We start from the raw sequence: 18595 nt of genomic DNA on the forward strand, positions 1-18595 counted from the left end.
TACGCAAATATGCCTCGTAAAAATTTCGTCCAAGATCCAAATCTTCCATATCACATTATCAGTCGATGTATTAATCGAGACTGGTTTGCACAAGAAATGCCGCTCGTCTGGAAAATTGTAACGAGGCATTTGTTCTTCGTTAACCATGCCTTTAATCTTCGAATTCACGGCTTCGTGCTCATGAATAACCATTTTCATATGATCATCAGGGCGCCGGACGGAAATCTGAGTGAGGCAATGGCTTACTTCCTTCGAGAAACCAGTCGAGATCTCACTCGCCTCAGCAACAGGATTAATCAAACTTTTGGAGGAAGATTTCGTCGAAGTCTAATTTCCTCTCCACATTACTATTCACATGCCTACAAGTATCTCTATCGAAATCCTGTCGAAGCGGGACTTTGTGAGAGAGTCGAAGACTATGAGTATAGTTCTCTGCAAGGACTACTGGGCAAGCGATGGCTGGATGTCCCCATTTCTGAAGATGAGAATTGGGCGAACTTTGCTTCACGCGAAGAAACCTTGGAATGGTTAAATGCTTCTCCAAAGAAAGAACATTGGGAGGAAGTACGGAAAGCCTTGCGAAGATCCGAGTTCAAACTCGCACCGGTAAACCAGAGAAAATCTTCACTCGAAGATGATGCGCTGTAGACTGAATTAGGTACCAGGAACCGTATGTTTTTTCCATTCTAGTTCGTGAGCCATGTAGTCTTTGAGCATGTGTTTTTCGCGCTCAATGTGAGCGTCTGTCCAGCCCATCATGTCTTGAAAAACTTCGCAGATTTCATCCAAGTGATGGAGGCCGTGATTGCGGTCTGCCAGGAACAACGGAACTCGACGAGCGTAGAAATCTCGAAGGTGCAAACACATGGTTTGCTCAATCGCTTGTGCGGCTTCGAGTTGCCAATACGAATAGGATTCCGGGTACTTGTTGAGGATTTCAATGGCTTCAAGGCCGTAGCGTTCAGCCAACATGCGTGTGTCTTCCGGAGCACGTCCCAATTCTTTTGCCCAAGCATCTGCCTGCGCCTGTGCTTGGTGGAAAAGATCAGGGCTTGTATACGGATTCAGTGGTGTCGCCGTATTTTTCTTCGCGAATTTTACTTTTTCTTCCAAACCAAAAAAGTGCAAAGCTTTTTCTACGGTTTGCTCACACATCAAGCGATACGTTGTGTATTTTCCACCGGCAACAAACGTCACGCCACGCGGATCCGCGATTATTGAATGTTCCCGACTGGTTTTACCCTCTGATTCAGAGTCATCAGCAACCAGCGGTCGCACACCCGCGTAACTTGCGATGATATCGTGGGTGGTGATTTTTGCTCCTGGGAAATAGTGATCCAGAATACCTAGAAGATACTCGACGTCCTCAGGAGTAACAGTGACATTCTCAGGAGATTCTTTAAAGTCCGTGTCTGTCGTTCCAATAATAATCATTTCATGACGAGGAATTCCGAATACAATGCGATCGCTTTTTTCGGCAGCCATCACTACGGCGCTCGTGAGTGGCAAGCGATGTTTTGGAAGAGTGAGGTGAATGCCTTTGGTTGGGCGAAGGATTTTTTTCCAGTCCTTAAAGAGTGCTGAGCCCAGCTGATCCGTCCACGGCCCGACTGTGCTGATCACATGGCGCGCCTGAATCGTGAACTTTTCATTTGTCACGGTGTCTTCGCATTCAACTCCGATCACATGACCGTCGGCGAATTTAGCGCCAATGGCTTTTACATAATTTGCACAGACGGCGCCATTTTCGTTCGCCGATCTCAATGTTTCAATAACCAGGCGATCATCGTCCATGTAGGCATCAGAATAAACATATGAGCCCTTGAGATGTTCCGAGCGCATCGCCGGCATACGTTCCAAAGATTCCTGAGCGTTAAGTCTTTCGTGCATTTCTGGAACTTGGAACAGAGCTAAAGCATCGTAGAGCCACATACCCAAGCCCATTTTTCCCATACCCACGCGAGATTCTTCGTAAAGAGGAAGCATAAAACGCAATGGATGCACAAGATGCGGAGCCATTTCAAAAAGTTTTGTGCGTTCATTGAGCGCCTCGAAAACAAGTTTGAATTCCATGTTTTCAAGATAGCGAATCCCGCCATGAATAAGTTTACTGGATTTGGAAGATGTTCCTGAAGCGAAGTCGCGACTTTCCACAAGCGCGACCTTCATACCGCGGGCAGAGGCATCCCGTGCCACACCTGCTCCGTTGATTCCTCCCCCGATGATCACCAAATCGAACTCTTGTGATTTCATTTTACCAATGTTCTGAATTCGATTTGCAAAGGAGAAGTTCTTCATGCTGTTAGCCTTTCGTCGTCTTAACTCTCAGAGTTCCGGGCTGCCAAGTCTCTGGTTTAAATGCTTGGACTGAATTCGCAACACCATTTTCACTTGGGAAGTAGACTCTTTGCAGATGTTTTTCACGGCCCAATTTGTAAGCCAGCTCACAAAGTTCATCTCGTGCCTGCAGAGAAAGATATTGCACATGCTCCACCCAAAGACTTTGAGTTTGACCATCTAAAAACAACAAGGGCTGAGCGATAAAGTAACCCGCAAGTTTATTTGTTTCTTGATCACGAGCTAAAAAGCTCCATCCCAATGGGATATAGTGATTCAGAGCTTCCACTCTAAACTTGGAGTTCCATCCCGCGATCATTCGTTCCATCTCGTCAGGATAGGCATCCTGGAGCTTCTTATTCTCGAGATCTAAAATTTCCTGCAAATCTTCAGCCTGAATTACGCGGCAAACGAGGCTCATAATGCCCAGCACTCCTTGTCATTATGTCATTCTTATTTCATACTAAAGCCGCATGAAATACAAAGATTATTCATCCGACATTTGGAATCGCATTCATACGACACTAGACCAAGTTTTAAAAGTAGATTCTGCGCCGGTCGCGGCCTTTGATGCAGATGGAACTTTGTGGGATACCGACTTGGGAGAAAACTTCTTTCACTACCAAATCGACAACAACCTTGTGTCCCTGCCGAAACATCCTTGGGAACACTATGAACATATGAAAACGATTGATCCGCGCAAAGCTTACTTGTGGCTGGCCCAGATCTGCAAAGGACATTCGCTTGAAGAAGTGCGCACTTGGGCCGCGGCCGCTTTGAAAGATCACCATCCTGTTCCGGTTTTAGAAGAACAAAGAAAAATCATCGACTTATTTAAATCCAAAGGTGTTCAAATATACATCGTCACGGCTTCAATAAAGTGGGCGGTTGAACCTGGAGCGCGGCTGCTCGGTCTTGACTTCGATAACGTGATTGGAATTGAAACTGAAACTCAAAACGGAATCGTGACTGAAACCCAAAAGGGAATGATCTCCTACCGCGAAGGTAAGGTCGATGCTTTGCTCGCAAAAACTGGCGGCAAAAAACCATTCTTTGCTTCAGGCAATACAATGGGCGACTACCAACTCTTGCAGTCCGCGACACACTTGAGCTTGGCCGTCAGTGCGGCATCACGTGATGATCGTATTTTTAAAACGGAATTTGAACTTCAAGAAAAAGCCACCGAACACGGGTGGCAAAAGCACAGATTTATCTAAGTGAACTTAAGCGCGGTGATGCCGCGCTTTCTTTTTAGCCTTCATAGTCTTTTTATGTTTTTTCGCCTTATGCACACTCGCTGGCGCACGATCAGACTTCATATATTCGGAAGCTCGAGCGTAACCGTGAGAACGTGGCTCTGATTTTTTAGCAGAATGCTTCTTCTTTTTGGCTGCTTTTTTATGCGAATGACTTGCGTGAGTTCTAGTTTTCTTTTTAGCTTCAGCTGACGGAGCTACAAAAACCAGCGACGTAGAAATGAGAGCTGCCGCAAACCACTTTGAAAAAAGAGTCATTGTGTCCTCCTCAGACAAAGTATTTTTCGGATTTTAAACCCCTGGACTTGAGTCTTGTAAAGACTCCGTCCAAGAGTTTGACATTATTTTCGAGAATTAGTGGCCAATGACCTTTTCCAAGTCAGAGATTTCTTTTGGCGCTGATGAAGTCATGTTTTCGCTGCCAGAAGAAGTCACGCGCAAGTTGTCTTCAATACGGATGCCGATGCCACGATATTTTTGCGGAGCAGACGTATCATCGTATGGAATATACAAGCCCGGTTCAATCGTGAAGCACATGTTAGCTTCAATTGGACGTGGTTCGCCTTTTTTGAAGTAAAGACCTGCATCATGCACATCCATACCCAGCCAGTGACCAATGCCATGGGGGTAGTATTTTTTCTGAGCAAGAGCTTGAATCAAGTCGTCTTTGCGACCAGAAAGAAGTCCCAGCTCCAACATCAAATCTGTTAGCAGAGAAGTTCCCATGTCGTGAAGTTCTTTAAACACGATACCTGGTTTTACAAAGTCACAAATTTGTTTTTGAACTTTCAAAACACCTTCATAGACACGTGCTTGTTCATCGGTGAATTTGCCATTAACTGGATAGGTACGAGTGATATCGCCAGTGTAGTAATTAAATTCAGCACCCGCATCGATCAAAAGCAAATCGCCGTCTTTGCAGACTTGGTCATTGAAGTTGTAATGCAATGTCGTCGCTGAGTTTCCCGACGCCACGATAGAGTGATAACCCTCACGAGCTGATCCACGCATATAGAACTGATGAGCCAAAACACCTTGAACTTGTCTTTCAGTTACACCAGGACGCGTGAAGCGCATTGCTGCCAAGTGAGCTTGTGCTGAAATTTCACAAGCTTCTCTAAGTTGCGTGAGTTCGTATTCCGATTTTACCAAGCGGTGCTCACCCAAAAGAGTGTCAGCATCGTGAATTGGCAACAGACCGTAACCCGTACGACCTTGCATTGCCTTTACTGATTCCAACACGTCTTGCATGATGTGATCAGCTTCAGGATTTTTGTACATGCGGTAGTAAACTTTATCGACTTCTTTTAAAAGAGTCGGAGCTACTTTTTTAAATTCATCAATTGGGTACGCCTTATCGACGCCGAATTCACGCTCACAACCTTCTGGTCCATAGCGGAAGCCATCCCAAGTTTCGCGCTCTGGATCGCGACGGCGAACGAACATCACAGTTTCTGGATTCAAACCAGGACGATAGATCAAAATAGATTCTGGTTCTTCCCAACCCGTAAGGTAGAACAAGTTTGAATCTTGACGATAGGGATAATGAACATCGTGATTGCGGATGTGTTCCGGATGAGAAGCCACAACCAAAGCACCGCCGGCGATTTCCGCAGCGACTTTCTTGCGACGTTCAGCAAAAATTTTCATATCAATAGTGGGCTTTCTCATGTGAACTCCTACAATCCCCATTTTTTAGTGAGAGTCTTTAGCTGACGGGCTGTCATATCAGCACCTTTTGTCATGATCTCACGACGCTTATCAAAATCCATAATACCATAATCGGCATTGCTTAGAGAAACAACGGTATCTACGCCGGGTAAAGGCTTGTTATACAGACCAGCAATCTCACTCCATAATACGTTGTCAGTCGCATTGACGTCCAAAGTATATGGTTTGGAGTTACCAGGGGCCTGCAACACATTGACGAACACGATGTAGTTGGCGCCTTTTTGGCGCAAATATTGAGCCGTTGCTGTGATATCCCGAACTCCGCTCACTTGTCCCTGGAATGGCTTAAAGAATGGCGGATAGGCCATGCATGCCGACATAACTTGATCTAAGGATCCGCGATTCATCAAATAAACTTGGTTCTTTTTCAAACTGAAAGAGGGGCACGCAAAAGGTGCTCTGAAGTTTTCAGCTTTTTGTTTTCCAAAAGCTGTGTTGAAGAAATCTTTCAGCACAGTGACTTCGTTATTTTTATTCACAGAACCAAGAAGAGACTTTTTTAAGACTTCGTCGTCTTTGAGTTTGAACATTTGCCATTCAACGTCGTTAGCAAGTTCACGGTTGGCATAGAGAGCGGCCATCGGAGCTGCGAACTCAATGCCCGCAATCGCATGAACTGGAACTTTGGCTTTTGCCATTTCTTGCAAGAAGCCGATATGCGCATAAGTTTTTGCCCCACCCGCACCCAAAATAATTCCGATCTTAGGGAGAGCTGGAATCACCGGAGCCGGAGGAGGTGTTGCTGGAACTTCAGCTGCTTCTTCTTCACCTTCTTCCGGGACAGCAAATGGAGGTGGTTCGTATTCGCGATGTTGTTGTGTAGAAGACTTTGGCGAAGTCGGTTGTTTCGATTGTTGCTTCATGTCCTCTCGAGTTTTAATCGATTGACAGCCCACCAAAACCATTAGCAATAGCCCACTAATACTTTTTCGCAAAAACGAAGAACTCACGATTGCCGTCCTTTCCTTCAATAGGAGAATCAAAATAATCCAAAACTTCAAAACCAGATTTCTGGCAGACCGTTTTGATTTTCTCCTCGACCTTCTTATAGAGACTTGCATCCTTGACAATACCACCCTTACCGAGTCCGTCAACGCCGACCTCAAACTGTGGCTTTACAAGACTCAACAAATGACCAGTGGATTTCAAATAACCTGCCAATTCAGGGATGATGAGTTCAATTGAAATAAAAGAGACGTCCATCACGATAAGATCGAATTTTTCTGGCGGAGTGTTCGTCTGAACGCTTGCTTCTTGCGACAATGCGCGAGCATTAATCCCTTCAAGAACTTGCAACCGAGAATCTTTTAAAAGACTCCCATGCACTTGTCCGTGCCCGACATCAACACCCAAAACATAAGAGGCACCTTTTTGCAAAAGGCAATCCGTGAAACCACCTGTGGAGATTCCAACGTCTAAGGCTTTGAGGCCTTGCGGAGACAGTTTCACTTTTTCGAGCGCTCCCTCAAGCTTTAAACCACCACGGGAAACAAAGCGATTGGCAGGACCTTTCTCAACTTCAATTTCTGATTCGGGCTCAACACTGAGGCTGGCTTTTTTAAGAGGTTTGCGCTGACCTTTTTCAATCAGAAACACTTGTCCCGCTTGGATAAGTTCTTGCGCATGCGTGCGCGAAAGCGCCCAACCTTTTTCGACAAGATAAAGATCAAGGCGTTTCTTTGTCTCTGACATAATTAGACCTGGCGATTTTGATTAAAGCCAATAAGGAATTCAAGCATCGGCGCCTCTGGAATGACCTTGTGCAACTCCGCGCGAGTTTGATCACTGATTTCTTGAAGGTACTTTTTTGTTCCTTCAAGACCCAAGATGCCTGTGAAACTTCTTACGTCTTGGTCTTTTTCACCGTGATCTAAGATATCATCAGCCACTTGGAATGCGAGGCCCAAGCCTTCACCAAACTTTCTCAAATGATCCATATCTGAAGGCTTAGCTGAAGCAATCAATGCAGCTCCTTCAACCGAAACACGAATCAGGGCACCCGTTTTCAAAAGATGTAAATGAGTGAGTTCCTCTTTGGAAAGTTTTGTTTCGCCAGCACGAAGATCAATGGCTTGGCCACCAACCATACCACGCAAACCAGCTGCCTGACTCAGCAAGCTGGTCAACTGCCTAACCAAGAACGCATTGTCTGAATATCCTTCAGCGATCAGCAAGAAAGCTTCAGTCAATAACGCGTCTCCTGCAAGCAAAGCAAAATCTTCGCCGTACACGCGGTGGTTCGTAGGCTTACCACGACGAACATCATCATTGTCCATGCAAGGAAGATCGTCATGAATAAGAGAGTACGTATGAATCATTTCAACCGCAGTCGCAAAAGGAAGAACTTTTTCAGCCGTACTCCCCAATGCTTCAGCGATCAAGATCGACAAAACAGGACGGAATCTTTTTCCGCCGTTTGTTGCTGAGTACAACATTGATTTTTGCAGCTCCGCAATTGCGGTGCCCGCGGGTAGCTCCATACGCGAAAGATATTTTTCTACAAACTGATTTACAGTTTGTACACGTGAAGCCATTTCCTGATCAAATTGCAGAGCTAAATCCAAAGTTAGTCCTCAGGTGTAAAGTCAGCCGTCGTCGGTTTTCCGTCAGCATCAACGGACATCAAAATTTTTACTTTTGCTTCTGCTTCGTTAAGGCGCGAATGACACTCACGCGAAAGCTTCACGCCTTCTTCGAAAAGTTTCAAAGACTCTTCAAGAGCCAAATCACCCTTTTCCATTTTTTGAACGATCTCTTCCAAACGTCCTAATTTTTTTTCAAAATCCATTACTTCACTCCCTTTGTGGTTTCCACCACAGCGGTTAAAGATCCTTCTGCCAGTTGAATATCCAGCACATCGCCTTTTTTCACCTGACTAGCCGATTTAATAACTTCTTTATTTTTTGTGACGATTGAATAGCCACGATCCACCACCTTCAGTGGACTCAAACTATCTAACACCGCCATCACGCGACTCATTGAGGCTTTCTTTTTCTCAAGAGAGAACATCAACGACTTCTCTGCACGGGCTTGCAGGAATTTTAAATCCTTTTTGCGTTCTTCGATTAAATCTTGAGGGCTGCCCAGCTTATGCTCGAGCATCTCCACGCGATGTTGACGAACCGAGACCAAGCGATTCATTGAAAGCTCTAAACGAGTTAACAGGTCGTCGTTGCGCAATTGTAGATCTTGCAGACGGCGCTTCGGATCGACCAGGCGTTTTGAAAGGCCGGTGATCATATGATGCAAAAGCTTCATGCGCTTTTCAAAAGACACATAAAGCAAACGCTCTGCGGATTTTACTTTATTAACAAGCTCGCCAGAGCTTTTCGCGACTAGCTCAGCGGCAGCCGATGGAGTTGGCGCACGCAAATCAGCAACAAAGTCCGCAATCGTAAAATCAATTTCATGCCCCACCGCTGAAATAACCGGAAGGGGACTTGCCGCGATCAAGCGTGCCAAGGCTTCATCATTAAAGCACCACATGTCTTCGATCGAACCACCACCACGGCCGATGATAATGGCATCGACATCTGGAAGTGCCGTTGCTTTTTTAAAAGCCTCACGCAAACTTGGAGCAGCTGCCTCACCTTGTACAATTGTTGGAACGATTGTCACCTGAATGGATTTTGCGCGACGAGAGAGCACATTTAAAATATCGCGAATCGCCGCACCCGTTGGTGATGTGACAATAGCAATATGGCGCGGAAAAGTTGGAATTGGTTTTTTGCGAGCAGAATCAAATAATCCTTCTGCTTTCAATTTTGCCTTGAGCTGCTCAAATGCTTTTTGTAAAGCACCCGCACCTACTGGCTCCATCATATCGCACATCAATTGGTAGTTTCCACGTGGCTCGTAAACTGTTACACGAGCGCGAACCAAAACTTCCATGCCGTCTTGAGGTTTAAATTTCAAGCGTGCATTGCTGCCGCGGAACATAACAGCAGTGATTTGGGATTTTGAATCTTTCAGGCTGAAATAAAAATGTCCTGAAGTGTGTGCTTTGAAGTTTGAGATTTCACCCTTCACCCACACTTGGCCAATTTGACCTTCAAGAAGTTGCTTGATGTAGACGTTTAATTGTTCAATTGAAAGAACAGCAGGTTCCTGAGATTTTTCCTGAGCCGCTTGAACTTCGGGAGCACCGAAAGTCAGTTGCGCGGACATTCCTGTTTTTCTGAGTGCTTGATTTGAGACGTCTGACATGGGCACAAAAACTAATGCTGTCCCCTGTGAGAGTCAATACATTGAGAGTCAATCTGTCACAGATTCGAATACCAAATATTCTGCGCGGACCACAGGCCACCAACGAAGAAACACACCCAACCAAGAGATTTATGACGAGCCAGATTAGCAAAGGCTTCGCCCATGCGTTCCTGTCCAACCCTTACCAGATAAGGGTTTTCCAGCACAGCTACCATCAAGAGTCCATAGAAAAAAACTACGAATGGAAAAATAAAATCTAATTTTTCAGGCGTCATAATCAATTTATCGGTCTTTTACGGAAAAGTAAGAGTCCGGTTCGATTGACGGTTTCAAAGGACATGCTAGAATGAAGTCCATAGGGTTCGACGGCGTAAAGCTCATCGAAAATAAACCTTACAAGCATATTTTTGGGGACTGTCCCTGACAATGGTGAGCAAGCTCAGCTCGTACTGAGAAGCCTAAAGTTGTTATCATGGTCACCCACCTTAGCTAAAACAGGTTTAATTTCAGAGTGGCCATCGGACCTTTTTTTATTTTCTCACCTCATTTTTTAATTAATTCCAAGATCGTCTCAAACTGAAATATCACTGCAAAAAACTTCTACACTTTGAAGCACTTTCTCGAGTGAAAAGCGACTGTCTTTTCGTTCAGGTGGACACTTAAAAAACCGATAAGTTCAACATGAAGTTGAACTTTGTGCTCGCCCTTGGGGCGGTCATCCTCTTGCTTTCTGCCTGTAGCAATCCGCTTGCAACAGATTCGGCCTCGCGTGGCCCAGCGACTCCAGAGCCTGCCTATATGGGTAAGGCTGGCGTAAGCTATGGTGGAACATTCCAGGTGAAGGCAACTGCGAAGTTTAAGTATCGTCCGACAAAATCCAGTGGTGGCGCTTGGGGTCTCTATGCTCCCGACGCCGGTAGCATCGCCGAAATTGCGTTTGCAGAATTCCAAGTTTTTGATTCCAGCGGAACCATGGTGCAAGCTGGCGAAACAGATACGGACGGCGTCGCGCTGTTTGATATGCCACAAACTGCGGGCACATATACTTTGAAAGTCTACTCGCGCGCACAAAACAACAAACTAAACATCAGTGTGCTTGAAGATATTTACTACAACTCTCCTTATTCAATTTCGAAATCCTTCACCCTCACAGCGGGAACTTTTGGATCTGCACTTTACGACATTGGAACCATGACAGCAGAAGCAGAAGAATCCAAATCCTCGAAGATTGAGGGTGCAGCTTTTAATATCTACTATGATATTTTAATGGCCAACGATTACATTCGTTCCGAGATTGGCAACGCTGCCTGGGTTGCCAGCAAAGTGACAGTCTATTGGAAAGCTGGATTTAATCCTTACACTTACTACGACCAGTCTGCCCCACTCTCATTCTATGTTCCGGGCGAGCGCAAGCTCTATATTCTGGGCGGCAGCAATGGAAACGTAAAAACGCAAGACACGGATCACTTCGATGATTCAGTTATATTGCACGAGTACGGTCATTTCCTCGAGGATGTTTACGGTCATACCGACTCTCCAGGTGGATCTCACAACGGGAACTTCATTATCGATCCGCGCTTAGCATGGAGTGAAGGTTGGGCGAACTACTTCCAGTCAGCGGTGTTATCTTCTACAGATGCCGTTCCAGCGAGCCCAAATCACCGCCCTCGTATTTACATTGATACTTACGGCTGGAAAACAAGTTCTGCGGATGCAACAGCGGGCGCGAATATCGCTGTGGATATGAATGATGGTGGCGGAACAGCTCTATATGACCGCTCTGTTGTTTTGGGTGAGGGTGAATTCCGTGAAATGTCGATTGCCAGAACTCTTTATAAATCTTCACGCAATCCAGCAAGCACTGTCGGTGGCGCGCTATCCGGTGGCGGTATTCCGTTCTCAAAATATTGGGAGACTTTTGCAACAGGAGCGACAAGTTTACGTCAAACTTCTACGTACCCGACTCCATCAGCTGGTCTCTTCCTCAAACTTTTAAAAATTAACTACACCGGTTCAGAGACGAATCTCAATGCCATCCTGACCGACGAAGGCCAACGTTCTGATACACAAGAGTATGCGCAAGAAGTCGACTGGACTGCGGTTGCGTGCTCACGCAATATTCAAGGAACTGCGGAAAAGTATCCGTCGGGTTCAAGCCTTTCGCGTTCGGATCAATTACGAAACAACGACTTCTTCCTTTATTACTACGATGGACTTCCAACTTCATCGACGATCAGCTTGGCTTACACGCCAACAAAAGCCTCCAACAATTTGACGTGGATGGATCTCGATATCATCGTTTATAAAGTCTCTTATATTTTCCAAGAAGATTACTATTATCATTCTGGGCAAAGCTCATCTTACATCGTCACCCAAAGACGACGTGAGACTGGTACTGAACCAACTTGCAGTTACGATGCAACGAAGAACTGTGAAGAAGTTTCGCTCTCTGGAAAATCTGCTGGCTGGTACATGGTGAACGTAAAGGTTCACGCTTGGGAGAAAAATTCGCAAGGTCAGTACCAGCAACGCCTTTCAAATCAAGTCGACGGCGTGACACCTTATTCGCTTCGCAACAGCGCGGGAGATAAATATTTATGTCCATAAATGCAAAATCCAACACTGTTAAAGTCATCGCGTGCTTCGCTGTCGGTCTGGTGTGTGGCACGATCACGAAAGCTTATTTAACTCCTAAAGAAGATAAATCAGGCACGCTGTCTTTCGCCTCGAAGGCTCCTCCCCTTGAAATGAACAAACACACGGCTCCTTTGAAAGTTGAAATTTTGCAGCCGGAACGAATTCCCGATAACGAAACAGATGAAGTCGAAATCGTGGGCAGAATCGCTTTAAATCAAAACTTCACAGGTAATATTCAATATCTTTGGGATATCCCAGAGGGCGTAAAATTAGTTGAAGGCCAACGCGAAGATTCCTTGTCAGGTTTGCACGCAGGCCAGGTTGCAGAAGTAAAAATTCGTGTGACTGGATTTAATAAATCACAACAACACGCCATCAGCCTTTCTTCCTCAGGTCCCGTGGGCGATCAACGTTTAGGAAATTCGGCGATTGTCGTCAGTCGCCCAGAAGATACGATGGAATCTGTGGCTCCTGTCCTTGTGGAAGAAGCCGCTCAGCAGCTCGGCGAGGCGGCTGGCCGCCGTCGCAAATAATAAAATTGAGAGTGATCCCTAGACTGGGATCACTTCGATAGTTGGATTGAACTGATCTCTTAGAATACCTTCGATGGCCATCAAAGTTCCAGAAGTCGCACTTGGGCATGTCCCACAAGCACCTTGATAAAATACGTAGAGTTTGTTGTCTTCGTACTTCACGACATCCAAGTCACCACCGTCACCTTGTAAACCCGGGCGAACGGTGTCGTCCAAGATTTCCTCGATACGTTGAACGTCAGGAGGCAAACTTGCGCGACGAAGTTTTTTCTCATCAAGTGGCGTTTGATTTGGATTATGCGCCGGCATGCGAGTTTGAATGACCGAGCACACATTTTTCTGAATTTCTTCAGGATCGGCATCGAACTGATGAGTGATCGTGATCACGTTTTGGAAAAAGTGGACTTGGCGAACACCTTCTACTTGGAAAAGAGCTGACGCTAGCATGCTTGGTGCTGCTTCAATTTTATCCGCGTAGGTAGCTTTGCCCTCATTTAATACCGGGCGATCCATCACGAATTTCCATGCGTTTGGATTTGGTGTTGCTTGAATTCTAATTAGTACGTCTTGGCTGCTCATAATAACATCTCCCGTGCTTTCGCCACGGCCTTAATAAAGGTCTGAATATCATTTTCATTATTATACACTGAAAAAGAAGCACGAACGGTTCCGGGCACCCCAAGTCTAGCCATCAAAGGCTGAGCACAGTGGTGTCCGGCGCGAACGGCAACGCCTTCGCGGTCCAGAATTTGGCCTACATCAGAATGATGAGCGCCTTTCAAATTGAAGGAAATCAACGGCCCCTTGTGAGGAGCTGTTCCAAAAATCTTCACATCTGGAATCTGCAAAAGTTTGTCAGTTGCCGATTTTAAAAGCTGCATCTCAAATTCGTGGATTTGTTTAAATCCAATTTGAGTGACGAAATCAATCGCAGCATGAAGTCCCACAGCGCCTTCAACATGCGGAGTGCCCGCCTCGAAGCGATGAGGAATGTCATTGTAAGTTGTTTTTTCGATCGTTACTTTTGCAATCATACTGCCACCACCTTGGTAGGGAGGCATTTTTTCAAGCAAAGAACGTTTTCCGTAAACCACTCCAAAACCAAATGGGCCGAAAATTTTGTGCGCAGAGAAAACCAAGAAATCACAGTCGATATCTTGAACATCCACTGGTTCTTGCGACACGATTTGAGCGGCATCAACCAAAGTTTTTGCGCCAACCGCGTGAGCAAGCTTCGTGATTTCTTTGGCATTGTTCACAGTGCCCAAAACATTGGAGCATGCTGTGAAGGCGACCATTTTGACCTTGGAACTTAGTTTTTTCTTCAAGTCTTCCAAATCAAGTTCGCCGTTATCTAAGATAGCGACAGCTTGAACTTCCGCACCCATTTGTTCAGCGATCATTTGCCAAGGGACGATATTTCCGTGATGTTCCATCTCGGTGATCAAAATCACGTCGCCCTTTTGCAGGTTCGTAGAACCCCAAGATTGCGCAACCAGATTGATACCTTCCGTTGTTCCGCGAACGAAAATAATCTCATCCGTGCTCGACGCCTTTAAAAATTCCGCAACACGTGTGCGGGCATTTTCAAAAGCGACCGTCGCGACATCACCCAGATAGTGAGCTCCACGGTGCACGTTTGAAGTCTCATACGAATAGAGTTTCGTAATACGATCAATAACGGATTGAGGTTTGAGTGCCGTCGCAGCCGAATCCAGATAAACCAGATCCTTGCCATGAACTTTTTGATTCAAGGCCGGGAACTGGCTGCGAACTTGAGCAAACACACTCGTTAAATTATCCATTTACATTCTCCACGTGAAATTTGCTGAACACTTGGTCTAAGTGCGCAGACAACCACTTTTGAATGCTCTCATCTGAAACTTTATAAATAACTTCGGACAAAAATCCATAGCTCAACATCTCGATCGCTTTCTTTTTAGGGATCGCGCGCGAGAGCATATAGAATAATTCTTCTTTATTCAGCTGACCGACTGTTGATCCGTGCGCGGCCTTAACGTCGTCGGCATAGATCTCAAGCATCGGCTTACTGTCAGCTTCAGCTTTAGAACTTAAAAGCAAGTTATTGTTCAACTGTGCAGAGTTTGCTTTTTGCGCATTTTTCTCGATCAAAACTTTACCGCAGAATGCAGCTTTCGCCTGACCATCGAGGATGCCCTTATAAAGCTGGTTTGTATTGCAATCGCCAACCGCATGATCGATCAAAGTCGTGTTATCAACATGTTGAGTGCCGCGAACAGCATAAACACCATTGATCTCTGAAGTTGAACCAGGGCCCGCCAAAATCACATCCAAGGTATGACGAGAAAGGCTTGCACCTGTTGCAAATGCCAAAGACTCAAGAGTTGCGTTCTTTTCTACACGAATACGCGTGCGACCGATATTGATCGCCTTGTCGTCTTCGGATTGAACACGTACGTAAGTGACTTTCGCACTGTCACCCACATGCAGATCCATCACCGAATTGACAAAGTAAGCAGGACCCATGCCGTAGTGGCTTTCCAAGATACGCACTGAAGAGCGAGAGCCGACATCCAATTGCACACGTGGGTGAACCATCACAGAGGAGGTATTTTCCGCTGCTGTAAAGAACACGAAGTTCACAGGTTTTTCCACAGATGTTTCTTTAGCTAAAGACAACACCATTGGTTTTGTTAAGTAAGCACCATTCAAAGCATCGAATGCATCATCAAAATGAGTCGGATACTCCGACAGTTCACGCAAAGTAAAACCATGAGGTAGTTCATTTGAAAGCGTCTTATTTAAAACACCATTAAAGAACACCACGTTTGTGAATTCAGAATTGAGATGTTTTTTAATCGCCGTCATCGTTTCATGATTTGGCTCAACGGGATTAAGAGCACTCGAAACAAACTCTGTTTCATTCAGAGCTTTTACGCTCGTGTAGTGCCATTCCTCATCTTTACGAGTCGGAAGACCTTTTTTAAGTGCATAGTCGTAACCCGCTTGACGGAAGGAAGCGAGAGCTCCTTGCGCCGGGCTGACTTTTGCAAATTTATCGTAAGTGGTTAGTAAGTTCATTTCCGCGACCTACTCTTTCACAAGCCAGTCATAGCCTTTGTCTTCTAATTTCAAGGCTAGAGAAGCGTCACCAGTTTCGATAATTTTTCCACCCAACAAAACGTGAACGTAGTCAGGTTTGATATAATCAAGAAGTCTTTGGTAGTGCGTAACTAAGATGATCGCGTTGTCTTTACGACGAAGCTTATTCACACCGTCAGAAACAACACGCAAAGCATCGATATCAAGGCCCGAGTCTGTTTCATCAAGAAGAGCTAGACGTGGAGACAAAACCGCCATCTGTAAAATCTCATTTTTCTTTTTCTCGCCACCTGAAAAGCCCGTGTTCACCGGACGATCCAAGTATTCAGGCTTCATATTCACCAATTTCATTTTTTGATAAAGGAATTCGCGGAACTCTCCTTCAGGCATTGGTTCAGAACCTTGGTGAGCCAAGATGGAATTGAAAGATGTGTGCAAGAAAGTGAAGTTTGAAACACCCGGAACTTCAATTGGGTATTGGAACGCCAAGAAGATTCCTTCTTTAGCTCTCTCATCTGGCTCCAAATCCAAAAGGTTTTTCATTTGGAAATTGATTTCGTATTTAACTTCGCCACCTGTGACTTCGTAAGCAGGATGACCCGCTAGAACTTTTGAAAGCGTCGATTTACCAGAACCGTTGGGCCCCATGATCGCATGAACTTCGCCTGGTTTCACAGTGAGGTTCAAACCTTTTAGGATTTCTTTTTCTTCTACACGCACTTGGAGATTTTTAATTTCTAACATGTTGTTCATCTTTATTACCCAACTGAATTTTCAAGTTTCATTTCAATAAGTTTCACAGCTTCAACGGAGAATTCGAGCGGAAGTTCCTTGAAAACTTCCTTACAGAATCCATTCACCAACATAGAAATCGTTTTTTCCATGTCGAGACCGCGAGATTGAAGATAGAATATCTGATCTTCACTGATACGAGACGTTGTCGCCTCATGCTCAATAGTTGCTGTTTTGTTTTTTACTTCAATATAAGGATACGTGCTGGCACTGCACTGATCACCTACAAGCATCGAATCACACTGCGAATAGTTTCGCGCGTTTTCCGCTGAAGGCATGATTTTGACTTGGCCACGGTAAGCATTCGAAGATTTTCCAGTCGAAATACCTTTGGAAATGATCGTGCTTTTCGTGTTTTTACCGATATGGATCATTTTTGTTCCGGTATCAGCTTGCATCATATCGTGAGTCAGAGCCACAGAGTAGAATGCACCTTCAGAACCTTCACCTTGCAAGATACAAGAAGGATATTTCCAAGTGATCGAAGAACCTGACTCCACTTGAGTCCAAGAGATTTTAGAGTTCTTACCGGCTGCTTTTCCACGCTTCGTAACGAAGTTGTAGATGCCGCCTTTACCTTCTTTATCGCCGGTGTACCAGTTTTGAACTGTGGAGTACTTGATCTCCGCATTGTCCATCGCAACTAGCTCAACAACGGCTGCGTGAAGTTGGTTTTCATCGCGTTGAGGAGCTGTACAGCCCTCAAGGTAATTCACGTAACCACCCTCGTCGCACACAAGAAGTGTTCTTTCGAACTGACCCGTGTCTTTGGCGTTAATTCGGAAATAAGTTGAAAGATCGATAGGACAACGAACACCTTTCGGGATGTAACAGAAAGAACCGTCTGTAAAGACGGCTGCATTCAAAGCGGCATAGTAGTTGTCTGTGTAAGGAACGACTGAACCGAAATATTTTTTTACCAAGTCTGGATATTTGTGAACAGCTTCAGAGATAGAGCAGAAGATCACACCGGCTTTATCCAAAACCTCTGTATGAGTTGTTCCGATAGAAACCGAGTCAAATACCACGTCCACCGCGATACCAGAGATACGTTTTTGCTCTGACAACGGAATGCCGAGTTTTTCGAAAGTTTTAATCAACTCTGGATCCAAATCGTCCAAAGATTTTGGCTTTTCATTCTCAGAAACAGTTTTTGGAGCTGAGTAATAAGAAATATCTTGGAAATTGATTTTTGGATAAGAAACATGCGCCCATGTTGGCTCTTCCATTGTTTGCCAGTGACGGAATGCTTTAAGGCGATAGTCCAACATCCATTCTGGTTCGTTCTTTTTAGACGAGATCAAACGGATGATATCTTCATTCAGACCTTTTTTAACGGCGTCTGCTTCGATTTCTGTCGTGAAACCGTACTTATATTCGTAGCTCTCAAGAGGATTGTTTTTATTATTATCCATGAGCCATCACCTCAGCTGCTTTCTTCATTTCGGATGACTTAGCGACCAAAAGTTCTTTAAGACTTAGGCCTTTGTAAAACTCAATTAGTTTTTGATTCAATGTCGTAACTGGAGAAACGATGTTGCATGTGCCTTGAATTTCACAAGGTCCTTCTTTGTGCAGGCATTTCACTAAAGCTGTTGGGCCTTCGATGATTTCGACCAAATCATGCATCGAGATTTTTGCGAGATCTTTAGTGATTTGATAGCCGCCGCTCGCTCCATATTCCGCGCGCAAGATTCCACCTTTGCTGGCCATTTGCTGCATGACGCGAGCAGTAGCATCAAAAGGCGTATGAAAAGCGTCTGATACTTCTTTGGCAGAAGTCAGTTCTCCGGGAATTTTTTGACTCATATATTTGAGCGCCATCAAGGCATACTCAACTTTACGATTAATCTTATTCATAGGTTACGGGCCCTTATCGTCTGCATTTCTAATGGAAAGCTAAATGAAAAACAAGGCGAAATACGCCTAATTTTAGCGTATTTCATTCTTTGACAGAATTCTTTCGATGAGTTTTGAAAAAAGGTGCTGAATTCAAAGCTTTAGGGTGCTATACGAAGG

20 protein-coding genes and 1 other RNA gene are annotated in these 18595 nt (G+C 45.0%); 5 read left to right on the forward strand and 16 right to left on the reverse strand.

The genetic code is table 11. From position 1 onward, the window contains the following. Window positions 1–9: 9 nt before the first annotated feature. Entirely contained in the window at window positions 10–648 is a 639-nt protein-coding gene (locus ACLWOR_RS06210) for a transposase (RefSeq protein WP_413939815.1), read from the forward strand. 6 nt (window positions 649–654) lie between these two features. Here ACLWOR_RS06210 and ACLWOR_RS06215 read toward each other — a convergent pair whose 3' ends face one another. Continuing rightward, a complete protein-coding gene (locus ACLWOR_RS06215; RefSeq protein ID WP_413939816.1) occupies window positions 655–2298 on the reverse strand; it encodes a glycerol-3-phosphate dehydrogenase/oxidase in 1644 nt (547 codons plus the stop codon). A gap of 4 nt (window positions 2299–2302) precedes the next feature. Then, entirely contained in the window at window positions 2303–2758 is a 456-nt protein-coding gene (locus ACLWOR_RS06220; protein ID WP_413939817.1) for a hypothetical protein, read from the reverse strand. A gap of 52 nt (window positions 2759–2810) precedes the next feature. On the opposite strand from ACLWOR_RS06220, the gene ACLWOR_RS06225 reads away from it, so the two are divergent. After that, the gene (locus tag ACLWOR_RS06225; protein WP_413939818.1) at window positions 2811–3554 is read left to right on the forward strand and encodes an HAD family hydrolase; all 744 of its coding nucleotides are present in this window, start codon (window positions 2811–2813) and stop codon (window positions 3552–3554) included. A 6-nt stretch (window positions 3555–3560) separates the two neighbouring features. Here ACLWOR_RS06225 and ACLWOR_RS06230 read toward each other — a convergent pair whose 3' ends face one another. The 8 genes from ACLWOR_RS06230 to ACLWOR_RS06265 all read right to left on the reverse strand — a co-directional run bounded on the left by ACLWOR_RS06230 (window position 3561) and on the right by ACLWOR_RS06265 (window position 9805). Beyond that, window positions 3561–3851, reverse strand: coding sequence for a hypothetical protein (locus ACLWOR_RS06230; RefSeq protein WP_413939820.1), 291 nt, complete (start codon window positions 3849–3851; stop codon window positions 3561–3563). A 96-nt stretch (window positions 3852–3947) separates the two neighbouring features. Then, window positions 3948–5264 (reverse strand): aminopeptidase P family protein, encoded by a 1317-nt coding sequence (locus tag ACLWOR_RS06235; RefSeq protein WP_413939821.1) that lies wholly within the window; start codon window positions 5262–5264, stop codon window positions 3948–3950. A gap of 8 nt (window positions 5265–5272) precedes the next feature. Further along, window positions 5273–6187, reverse strand: a complete 915-nt coding sequence (locus tag ACLWOR_RS06240; RefSeq protein WP_413939822.1) for a patatin-like phospholipase family protein — start codon at window positions 6185–6187, stop codon at window positions 5273–5275. A gap of 55 nt (window positions 6188–6242) precedes the next feature. Next, window positions 6243–7016: a TlyA family RNA methyltransferase gene (locus ACLWOR_RS06245; protein ID WP_413939823.1), complete on the reverse strand. Its 774-nt coding sequence runs from the start codon at window positions 7014–7016 to the stop codon at window positions 6243–6245. A 2-nt stretch (window positions 7017–7018) separates the two neighbouring features. Continuing rightward, window positions 7019–7858, reverse strand: coding sequence for a polyprenyl synthetase family protein (locus ACLWOR_RS06250; RefSeq protein ID WP_413939824.1), 840 nt, complete (start codon window positions 7856–7858; stop codon window positions 7019–7021). A 32-nt stretch (window positions 7859–7890) separates the two neighbouring features. Continuing rightward, entirely contained in the window at window positions 7891–8112 is a 222-nt protein-coding gene (locus tag ACLWOR_RS06255; protein WP_413939825.1) for an exodeoxyribonuclease VII small subunit, read from the reverse strand. Further along, window positions 8112–9530 (reverse strand): exodeoxyribonuclease VII large subunit, encoded by a 1419-nt coding sequence (gene xseA / locus ACLWOR_RS06260; RefSeq protein ID WP_413939826.1) that lies wholly within the window; start codon window positions 9528–9530, stop codon window positions 8112–8114. The genes ACLWOR_RS06255 and xseA overlap by 1 nt, the downstream gene beginning before the upstream one ends. Window positions 9531–9586: 56 nt before the next feature. Beyond that, a complete protein-coding gene (locus tag ACLWOR_RS06265; RefSeq protein ID WP_413939827.1) occupies window positions 9587–9805 on the reverse strand; it encodes a hypothetical protein in 219 nt (72 codons plus the stop codon). Window positions 9806–9885: 80 nt separating this feature from the next. Between ACLWOR_RS06265 and ssrS the strand changes: the two genes are divergently transcribed. The 3 genes from ssrS to ACLWOR_RS06280 all read left to right on the forward strand — a co-directional run bounded on the left by ssrS (window position 9886) and on the right by ACLWOR_RS06280 (window position 12700). Beyond that, window positions 9886–10060, forward strand: a non-coding RNA gene (ssrS, locus tag ACLWOR_RS06270) — 6S RNA. 151 nt (window positions 10061–10211) lie between these two features. Beyond that, window positions 10212–12137: a hypothetical protein gene (locus ACLWOR_RS06275; protein WP_413939828.1), complete on the forward strand. Its 1926-nt coding sequence runs from the start codon at window positions 10212–10214 to the stop codon at window positions 12135–12137. Continuing rightward, complete coding sequence (locus ACLWOR_RS06280; protein WP_413939829.1) at window positions 12128–12700, forward strand: hypothetical protein; 573 nt, start codon at window positions 12128–12130, stop codon at window positions 12698–12700. The genes ACLWOR_RS06275 and ACLWOR_RS06280 overlap by 10 nt, the downstream gene beginning before the upstream one ends. Before the next feature lie 18 nt (window positions 12701–12718). On the opposite strand, the gene ACLWOR_RS06285 is transcribed toward ACLWOR_RS06280, so the two are convergent. Genes ACLWOR_RS06285 through ACLWOR_RS06310 form a run of 6 tightly spaced genes read right to left on the reverse strand, consistent with a single transcriptional unit; the run spans window position 12719 to window position 18436 of the window. Next, complete coding sequence (locus tag ACLWOR_RS06285; protein ID WP_413939830.1) at window positions 12719–13279, reverse strand: NifU family protein; 561 nt, start codon at window positions 13277–13279, stop codon at window positions 12719–12721. Continuing rightward, on the reverse strand, window positions 13276–14505 hold the full coding sequence (locus ACLWOR_RS06290) for an aminotransferase class V-fold PLP-dependent enzyme (RefSeq protein WP_413939831.1): 1230 nt from the start codon (window positions 14503–14505) through the stop codon (window positions 13276–13278). The genes ACLWOR_RS06285 and ACLWOR_RS06290 overlap by 4 nt, the downstream gene beginning before the upstream one ends. Then, the gene (sufD, locus tag ACLWOR_RS06295) at window positions 14498–15763 is read right to left on the reverse strand and encodes a Fe-S cluster assembly protein SufD (RefSeq protein ID WP_413939832.1); all 1266 of its coding nucleotides are present in this window, start codon (window positions 15761–15763) and stop codon (window positions 14498–14500) included. Before sufD ends, ACLWOR_RS06290 begins: the two co-directional genes overlap by 8 nt. Window positions 15764–15772: 9 nt before the next feature. Then, window positions 15773–16528, reverse strand: a complete 756-nt coding sequence (gene sufC, locus ACLWOR_RS06300) for a Fe-S cluster assembly ATPase SufC (RefSeq protein ID WP_413940752.1) — start codon at window positions 16526–16528, stop codon at window positions 15773–15775. Between the two features lie 14 nt (window positions 16529–16542). Beyond that, window positions 16543–17991, reverse strand: a complete 1449-nt coding sequence (gene sufB, locus ACLWOR_RS06305) for a Fe-S cluster assembly protein SufB (RefSeq protein ID WP_413939834.1) — start codon at window positions 17989–17991, stop codon at window positions 16543–16545. Further along, the gene (locus tag ACLWOR_RS06310) at window positions 17984–18436 is read right to left on the reverse strand and encodes an RrF2 family transcriptional regulator (RefSeq protein WP_413939835.1); all 453 of its coding nucleotides are present in this window, start codon (window positions 18434–18436) and stop codon (window positions 17984–17986) included. Before ACLWOR_RS06310 ends, sufB begins: the two co-directional genes overlap by 8 nt. Between the last annotated feature and the right edge of the window lie 159 nt (window positions 18437–18595).

The organism is Bdellovibrio sp. HCB2-146, assembly GCF_047345725.1.
GTDB lineage: Bacteria > Bdellovibrionota > Bdellovibrionia > Bdellovibrionales > Bdellovibrionaceae > Bdellovibrio.